Raw genomic sequence first — 7,639 nt, forward strand, 5'->3', positions numbered from 1 at the left:
GACATCGATCGCCCCGTGGTGGTCGGTGCGGTCTACAACGGCCGTGGCCAGCAGGATGCGCAGCACAACCAGATCAACGGCGGTGGCGGCAACGCTACCGGCAACGCGGCGGCGTGGTTCGAGGGCAATGACCACGCGGCGGTGTACACCGGCTTCAAGAGCCAGGCGCTGGCTGACAGCCAGGGCGGCACCGGCGGCTACCAGCAGCTGCGCTTCGACGACACGCCCGGGCAGGGCCGCGCCCAGCTGTCCACCACCCAGCACGAGACCACGCTGACGCTGGGCCACCTGAAGGGCGGCCAGGACAACCTGCGCGACGGCGAGCGCGGCTTTGGCGTGGAGCTGGCCACGCAGGCACAGGGCGCACTGCGCGCTGGCCGCGGCCTGCTGCTGACCACCGAGCAGGGCACGCCACAGATGGCCGCGCCGCAGGCGCTGGCCCAGCTGCAGGAAAGCCAGCAGCTGCTGCAGCAGTTGGCCGAATCGGCCGCCAACCAGCAGGCGCAGCTGCCGAGCGACCCGGCCGAGCTGCCCGCGGACACCACGCTGGGCGAGTTGCAGGAACACCTGCGCGCCACCCACAGCGGCAGCGCGTCCGGCAGCATCAGCGGTGGCGACGGCGAAGCACCCGGCTGGAGCGCGCCCATCCTGCTGGGCAGCGGCGTGGCCGGCGTGCTGAGCCTGACCCCGGCCGACCAGGTCTGGGTGAGCGGTACGCACACCACCCTGGCCAGCGGCGTGGCGCTGAACTGGATGACGCAGGGGTCGCTGACCCTAGCGGTTGCCGGTGGCTTGGTGCTGTACACCGCCGGTGTGCAGCCCAGCGGCGAGAGCCCGAACCAGGAACGCGGCATCGCATTGCACGCCGCGCAGGGCAAGGTCAGCGCACGCGCGCACAAGAACCAGGCGATCGTGGCGGCCAAGACCCAGGTGCGTATCGCCAGTACCGAGGCGGACGTGATGCTGTCGGCGCCGAGCAAGCACCTGCTGGCGACGGCGGCGGGGGCCTACATCCGGATCGAGGGCGACAACATCGAGCTGGGCGCGCCGGGGAAGGTGGAATTCAAGGCGAGCCAGCGGGAGTGGGTGGGGCCGGCAACCAGTTCGGACGCGGCAGACGTACCTGCTGGGCAGTTCCAGGGCTGCGAACCGCACTTGACCGCTGCAGTGTGCCGGCACGAAGGATGCGCCGATGTCGGTTGAGTCGTTGTGCGAACAGCTGATTGGTATCGACCGCAGCAGCCCGGGGCAATGCCACCTGCTGATGCAGCCAGCGGTAGAGCGGTGTGAGAGGGACGAGGCCTTCGACGCGCTGCTGGACTCGGCTGGAGTCCAAGCGGTCCCGATCGCCATTCGGCAGATACCGGCTGCCATGTGGCCCTCCCTGATCCCGCTCGACCTGAGCAGAGGCATGCATTCCCTGCTGTCCGGCCAGGCGATGGCAATGGCGTTGGAGCAGCGCTCCCTGGCGTCACTGCTGACCGCACGCCCACAACGTGCGTGTGCGTGGCTATGGACGCCGCTGCTGACCCGGCAACTGGCCAACCAGCTAGCCGCGCAAGCGGTCGCTCACTGCCCGCACGCACAGGGTCGAAAGCGGTGGCTGCGCTTCTACGATCCGATGGTGACGGACCTGTTCCTGCACACCTCATCGCGTTCGCAACGGGCGTATCGCTTTGCCGGCGTCACAACGTGGATGTTCCTGGATCGCTGGAGACACTTGGCCATCAACAACATGGTCGCGCCTGCGCTGCCCGGTGACCCGGCCGTGTCCTGGCCGGAGGTGGAGTGCATTGGCGCATTGAACCAGGCTTGGATCGGAGCGCTGCAGACCGGCGACCTGCCCGACCGTTCCACCTTCGCCCACGTACAACGCTGTGTCGAAGAAGCGCACCGTCGTGGCGTGGCCAATGGACATGAGCTGGATCTGTTTGCAAGGCATGCGATCTCGCTTGGCCCTCACTTCCACAGGCATCCCACCGTTCAGAGGCTGCTGGCGCAGGTGGAGAAGGGCGAACGGTACGACGAACTGGCATGGCGCATTGAAGACGCAGAGTGGCAGGACATACGCGCGGCAGCGTCGGGACACGCAGCTGCGATCAAGGGAGGGTTGCACACATGACGCAGCATGGTGAGGAAGGAAACGACGTGAGCGGCTCCTACACCGGCACCAGCAACAGGGGAGTCCGAGGCAAGGACAGCCAAACCGTATCTGACCTTCCTGTTGTTACCGCCGCACCGCCGGAGTCGCAGAGCCGCGCGGTCTGCGACATCTGCCGCTCTACCGGACTCGCCATTCTGCCGGTGCGCTATACCTTGGTACCCGACAGTTGTGACGTCGACCTGGGCGGCCTATCACCCTCACATATGCCCGACGCTGACATGAGTGCAGCGGGACTTGCGCATGCTATCAGGACCATGCGCCAAGGCATGTTGTACCTGTACTACGAGAAGGGGCCTTACGGCCCTCGGTACTGGGAATGCTACGCCATTGCCGAGAACGGTACTTTGTGGCGGCAGCCTTCCGCAATGAGCGCCCGCCCCGTCGTCGGAGCAGGGCTGCCGAGCTGTGGGCGCAGCGGTCACGACCACATGCGCACTGAGTTCATCGCCATACCGCGTCCCGATGTGTGCGGGACGGTCTGGCTCGCCTACTCCCAGCACCCATGGACGCCCGCGACGCTGGATCGTTATGGGTCCGATCCGGCCCTGCGCGCTGAGCGGATGCAGCCGATCGAGCCTGCCAGATGGATCAGGTCGGCGAGAGCGGAGGGCGACCAGACACCGTTGAAGGACGCCGCTGGGCTGGCCTCCATCATGGAATATCGGTTGCTGGACAATCCCTCGGGCGATCCGCCGGATCTCCCTCACATCAGCGCGCTCCCGGCCGCTTCCACGCTGGATGGCGCACTCAACGTCGCACGGCTGCGAAAGCACGGCACGCGTTACCCATGGTCACGGCGGGATTACCCCCGCAATGAGGGTATCGAGCCGAGCGAACTGCGCTTCCAGCTGCTGCAGCAACATAGCAGCAATGGGCGAATCGGCAGTGATCGCCAGGATTACCCGCCCATGCTGCTGGGACTGTGGGATGCGGTGGGTGCCGTGCATGAGCTCAGTGGCTACTGCAATGACCTCGCTGCCTGCATCGGCCAGTTCAAGCGGGAGCGCGAGCTGGAGGTTTCAGCGGTTGACCAGATCGAACAGATCTCGAAGTTGCTGGAACTCAACGGCGCGGTGATGGCTGGGAACTATGCAGCGCAGACCGTGCGGGAGGAAGAACGGCAGCTCCGCCTCGGGAATCCCTCGCTTCCGTCATGGGACCCGAGAGTGAAGATTCCTGACGAGGAAAAACGGAAGCGGGAGCAGGCATACAAGGACATGTTTCTGCCGCTCTATCTGCAGGATGCGCAGGAAGCGTGGAAGAACAAGTATTGGCCGCAGATTGATGAGCCGCGCTTTACCGCGTTCAAGAAGAACATGGATGCAATGGCGCAGATGGTGCTCGACCGGTTGGGCCCAGAGATGGCTGTGCTGGTTGCCTGGCTCCGCCATGATCTGTTTCTGGCGACGCTTGAGGACTTTGACGGCCAGTCTGCGGCGCAAGGCGTGTGGTTCGAAGAAGTAGTCACCGATGCCATCGCGGCGCTCGGCATGCACGAGATCGGCCGTGCATTTTTGACTGAATCGGCCAACGACACAAAAGTCACCGGAAGAGGATCCCTGCTCTGGCGAGCGGTTGCCAAGAACCAGAAAGAGGCTCGCGAGGAGCTGGAGCAGACACTCTCGGCGGCGCAGGTCGGGGCCGACACAATTCTTGAGGTGGCCGGCGCAAGCTGGGCGGCATTTGTCGCAGGCACCGCACACCTGAAGTCTTTCCTGACCCTTTACCGCAAGTTGGAGGTGGCGCAGAAGGAGGCTGCGCCCTCCACCGCCAGTGCCCGTATCCTTCGCGACAGTGGCGTTGATCGCTTCGTCACTACCGCAGGTGCGTACCTCCTGAATCGATTCCCGATGAAGGGCATCCAGGACACTGTCGGCAATGCCATGGTCCGCGTTGTGCTCCTGACGCGGGCATTGATGGAGCGCGACGAGGCGATCAGCCTGGTGGCCGAAGAGCTGAGCAGCGGCCAGCAGGGCAAGCGCTATTTCCTGGAGCGCATCCAGTTCTATCGCAAGAAGGGGAGTGCACTGCCGATGCAGTTCGCACTCCGCGATCTGGAGCTGCACCATGGTGCACTGGCAATGCGCAAGCGCTGGCAGGCAGCGGCGGAGAGCAGCCGTAATGTCGTCGGTCTGAACTCCCTCACGGGCGTGTTGGAGATGGTGAACTTCATCCATCTGGCAACAAAGGTGGATAAGGACACGCGCGACTATGCGACGTTATTGGCGTCCGGCATGTCGCTTTTGGCTGTGTATACCAGTGTGCATGAAACAGTAGCCAAGGAGTTCTTTGGGGAGGGCAGTGTCAGTGCAATTCGGATGAAGGCTGCCGGCAGTGTGCTGGCGGGAGCGGGTAGTTTTATTGGAGCGGCTTACAGTTTTGCGGATGCAACGGTTGCGCTCGAAAGAAAAAGCTATGCGACCTACGTCTTGCTCAATATTCGCGGAGCCACGGGAGGCGCTGTAGGTAGTGCACAGTTCCTGACTGCGCTTGCCTACTCGGCCCCTGTGATTGAGCGAACGCTTGGACGTAACTCACTGAGCTTGGGTCTAAGGGGATTGAGAGCCGGACTGGAAGCGGCAGCTGCTGTGGACGGTGCGGAAGTAGTTGCATCGCAAGCAATGAAACGCGTTGGCGTGTGGGTACTACGACTGAGTGGGTGGCAGGTCGGTTTGGCACTTCTAGCTGCAGAGGTGCTTATCTGGGCTCTTAGTCCTAATGATCTGGAGAAGTGGGCCAGAAGTAGTGCTTTTGGAAGAAATTCTCATGGCGGAATCGGTAAAGGTAACTCAAACGAGAAGCGCTTCACCACAGCCGAAGATCAGCAGATCGCCTTCTACAAGGCCATTGGCTCAGTGTCTGTGAGGCCGCGATGACCGCTAAAGTGAAGGCAAGACAAAGCGCGTGTGCGCCCTTTGAAACTGAAATCGGCGTGATTTCCAATTTGCGAATCAAGCGCACTGTAGAAAATGTGTTCTGGCGTAGTGGCGATCGCGAGGGTATGGCCGCCACTGGAGCCTTTGCTGCTGCACTCGGTCTCAGTGGTCCTGCGGCCAGCATGGCGATGATGTCCACCGAGGAGATGGAGGAGTCAGTTGTCCGGGTTGAGTTCCGACTAGACGATTTGATCGTGAAAGGCCTGCTCTGGAACTGGCCCTACAAGGAAGGAGATCTCGTGAGAGTGGTCGGAAGCCGAAACCCGGACGGAGTATTTATCGCGTTCTCGGTATTGGATGAGTGCAAGAGATTGATTGTCTCCTACCCACACGTCAGTGCTGGCAGTCGCGCTCACTGGATCTCGGTCTGGAAGTACACGTCATTGATTTCGTTGCCGATATGCACATTTTTTACCGTAGGTATTGGCCTGAATTCTCTCGGCATCCTGGAGGACGGATGGTTGTTGTTGAAGTTGCTGCTTTGCATATTTGCTGGGCTCCTGTTCATCGCTGCCACTGTTGGGGTCAGTATTGGCTATCGATTTCACCGGTTTGCCCGGCTTGCTGACGGCATATTTGGTTCGCTTGGCTGGGGCGACAGTAAGAGTGTGAATCTAAGGCGGATTACAAAGCTCAGAAAAAGCCCGGGTGATCCTGCTGCGCTCGGTGATACCTATTTCAGGTACTGAGAATCTCTTGATGATTTCGATGGCGGATGAGCATCTGTCAGCGTGTGGCATTTTCTAGGTGGATTTGCAGTGAATCGTGAACGTAAGCCGGGCTCGACCGGCAAGGTGCTGTTCGAGACCGAAACCGGCATCATTTCCAGTCTGCGGGTCAGACATGTAGTGCAGAACGTCTTCTGGCGGAGAGGAGACCGTGAGGGCATGGCAGCGACTGGCACAATCGCGGCAGCGTTTGGGCTTAGTGGTCCGGCAGCAAGTATGGCGATGATGTCCGCTGAGGAAACGGAGGAGCGGGTTACGTGGGTTGAGTTTCGGCTCGGCGCAATCAAAGTAAAAGCAATGCTCTGGAACTGGCCATTCCTGGAGGGCGATGATGTCCGAGTGGTTGGTCGATATGAGGACGACGAAAACTTCTTCGCCCTTTCAGTTCTGCAAGAACAGAGTAGGCTGATTGTGTGTTATCCGCACGTCAGTGCGGGCACCTGGGCTCATTGGATGACGGTGGCAAAATATTCCCTGATGTTCTCGGTGCCTTGGTGCGCGCTTGTTATCGGATTTTTTTGGCTGGTTCAGCTTAAGGATAGTATTGGCAGGAATGAAGGCGGAGGTGTGCTGGTAGCTCAGGCCTATTTGGTCTGCGTTTTGCTCTTCTGCTTCATCGGGTACAGAATGGGGCGGCGTTTCACTCGGTTCGCAAAGATGGCTGATGCAATATTCCAGACGCTTGGTTGGCCCAACGCAAAGCGGATTAATCTGCGGCGCATCACCAACCAGAAGCGTCAGCCGGGCGACCACCCCGCGTTGGGTGATACCTATTTCAGGTACTGACAGCAGCGTCTAGCATCACGCTTCCCCAGTAGATAGCACGTCCCTATCGCGCCGCCGCAATGGCTTTCACCCGCGGCTTTGGCCAGGCTAGTGGATCCGTTTCGATGAGGCCGAAATGAAAATCGAAGCTGATGTTTCGCCGGAGAAGGGGGCGCTTGACATCCAAGCCGGCGTCATCTCCGATCTGCGGGTCAAGCACGTTGTGGAAAATGTATTCTGGCGGGAGAGTGATCCATCGGGTATCGCGGCTACTGGCGCCATTGCCGCTGCACTGGGGCTGAGCGGCCCGGCTGCTGGAATGGCGATGATGTCCGCTGAGGAGATGACTGAGCCAGTTACCAGAGTGGAGTTCCGGCTTGGCGAAACCCAAGTGGAAGGATTGCTTTGGAACTGGCCATTCAGTGAAGGTGATCGAGTGAAGATCGTTGGAAGCAGGATGGAAGATGGAAAATTCTTTGCTCTGTCAGTACTGGATGAATATAAGAGAATGATTGTTTCTTATCCCCATGTCAGCTCTGGGAGCTGGGCGCACTGGATCGGTGTCATGAAGTACACACTGATGTTCTCATTGCCAAGTGCTGCGCTATATGTCTTGGTTACCGTCCTTGGATCACTTGATGAAATGCCTTGGGACTGGTCATCATTGAAAAAAATGCTATACATATTTGCTGGCTGCATCTCAGTTTCTTGTTTCATTGGAATTCGGATCGGCTCTCGATTCACGCGTTATGCAAGGATGGCTGACTCAATTTTCCAATCTCTTGGTTGGGCCAATGGTAAATATATAAATTTAAGGAATATCACAAAGTTGAATAGGAGTGCGGATGACCATCCTGCTTTGGGTGATACGTACTTCAGGTACTGACTTGAACTGAGTTGTGGTAACCAGGAGTGGTTGTCCGTTATGGCTGCCAAGCGCCGTCAGTATGAGTTTTCAGTTTGTCTGCGCCGCAAGCTGGAGCCGACGCAAAAAGAGGCTGCTCCCTCCACCGCCAGTGCCCGCATCCTTCGCGACAGTGGCGTTG

6 protein-coding genes are annotated in these 7,639 nt (G+C 59.9%); all 6 read left to right on the forward strand.

Annotated elements, in window-relative coordinates:
* On the forward strand, nucleotides 1–1,203 hold a 1,203-nt coding region (locus QMZ26_RS21005), incomplete at its 5' end, for a type VI secretion system Vgr family protein (RefSeq protein WP_283222569.1).
* Nucleotides 1,193–2,122, forward strand: coding sequence for a DUF4123 domain-containing protein (locus QMZ26_RS21010; RefSeq protein WP_283222570.1), 930 nt, complete (start codon nucleotides 1,193–1,195; stop codon nucleotides 2,120–2,122). The genes QMZ26_RS21005 and QMZ26_RS21010, both read left to right, overlap by 11 nt.
* Before the next feature lie 26 nt (nucleotides 2,123–2,148).
* Complete coding sequence (locus QMZ26_RS21015; protein WP_283222571.1) at nucleotides 2,149–5,040, forward strand: T6SS effector BTH_I2691 family protein; 2,892 nt, start codon at nucleotides 2,149–2,151, stop codon at nucleotides 5,038–5,040.
* Nucleotides 5,037–5,789, forward strand: coding sequence for a putative type VI secretion system effector (locus tag QMZ26_RS21020; RefSeq protein ID WP_283222572.1), 753 nt, complete (start codon nucleotides 5,037–5,039; stop codon nucleotides 5,787–5,789). Before QMZ26_RS21015 ends, QMZ26_RS21020 begins: the two co-directional genes overlap by 4 nt.
* 69 nt (nucleotides 5,790–5,858) lie before the next feature.
* Complete coding sequence (locus tag QMZ26_RS21025; protein ID WP_283222573.1) at nucleotides 5,859–6,614, forward strand: putative type VI secretion system effector; 756 nt, start codon at nucleotides 5,859–5,861, stop codon at nucleotides 6,612–6,614.
* A gap of 115 nt (nucleotides 6,615–6,729) precedes the next feature.
* A complete protein-coding gene (locus QMZ26_RS21030) occupies nucleotides 6,730–7,479 on the forward strand; it encodes a putative type VI secretion system effector (RefSeq protein ID WP_283222574.1) in 750 nt (249 codons plus the stop codon).
* Nucleotides 7,480–7,639 lie beyond the last annotated feature (160 nt).

The organism is Stenotrophomonas sp. PFBMAA-4, assembly GCF_030053215.1.
Taxonomy (GTDB): domain Bacteria; phylum Pseudomonadota; class Gammaproteobacteria; order Xanthomonadales; family Xanthomonadaceae; genus Stenotrophomonas.

Excerpts from the sequence above, each read along its gene's own strand:
- QMZ26_RS21010 (WP_283222570.1), top strand. The coding sequence starts at position 1,193 with ATGTCGGTTGAGTCGTTGTGCGAACAGCTGATTGGTATCGACCGCAGC.
- QMZ26_RS21020 (WP_283222572.1), top strand. The coding sequence starts at position 5,037 with ATGACCGCTAAAGTGAAGGCAAGACAAAGCGCGTGTGCGCCCTTTGAA.
- QMZ26_RS21030 (WP_283222574.1), top strand. The coding sequence starts at position 6,730 with ATGAAAATCGAAGCTGATGTTTCGCCGGAGAAGGGGGCGCTTGACATC.